Below are 758 nucleotides of genomic sequence, written 5' to 3' on the forward strand. Positions count from 1 at the left end.
TTTAGGCTTTAGCCAGTTGAGTGCGTGAAACGCGCGAAACAAAAAACCACCCGCTATGCGGGTGGAGGGATCGAGGGTTTGACCACCAAGACCATTCCGATAAAATTGAGATGTTCAGGCTCAATGAAAGGAATGGTCTTAGATGGCAAACAAGAACTACAGTCTAGCTCACACGAAGTGGATGTGCAAATACCACATTGTGTTCACCCCAAAGTATAGACGGAAAGCGATCTATAATCAAGTGAGGAAAGACTTAATTGAAATTTTCAAACGTCTATGTAAGTACAAGGGAGTGGAGATTCTAGAAGGTCATATGATGCCAGATCATGTGCACATGCTGGTAGCCATTCCGCCCAAGATATCCGTATCATCGTTCATGGGATATCTGAAGGGGAAGAGTTCGCTAATGATCTTTGAAAAGCACGCACAACTCAAGTATAAATATGGAAATCGAAAATTCTGGGCAGAAGGATATTATGTGAGTACAGTGGGCTTAAATGAAGCAACCGTAGCAAAATACATTCGTGAACAAGAGGCACATGACCAAGCTGTAGATAAATTGAGTGTAAAAGAATACGAAGATCCGTTTAGCAGTAACAGGAGCAAAAAGTAATAAACCCGTTTAACGGGTAAGTGAAAGTGACAAATTACACTGAGCCTGAACAACTTTGTTGTCAGGCTAGCGTCTTTAGGCGCAGTTTGGCAACAGGGGGTTATACCCCAAGAGCAAACCACCCGTTGGACGGGTGGTTATGATT

At 43.0% G+C, this 758-nt stretch carries 1 protein-coding gene; it reads left to right on the top strand.

Features of this window, described 5'->3' with window-relative positions; translation table 11 throughout:
• The first annotated feature begins 142 nt into the window (after nt 1–142).
• Nucleotides 143–613, top strand: a complete 471-nt coding sequence (tnpA, locus tag FS806_RS25285; RefSeq protein WP_144942112.1) for an IS200/IS605 family transposase — start codon at nt 143–145, stop codon at nt 611–613.
• The last annotated feature ends 145 nt before the right edge of the window (nt 614–758 follow it).

The sequence above is a fragment of the Paenibacillus sp. 32O-W genome, assembly GCF_007679495.1.
Lineage (GTDB): Bacteria > Bacillota > Bacilli > Paenibacillales > NBRC-103111 > Paenibacillus_L > Paenibacillus_L residui.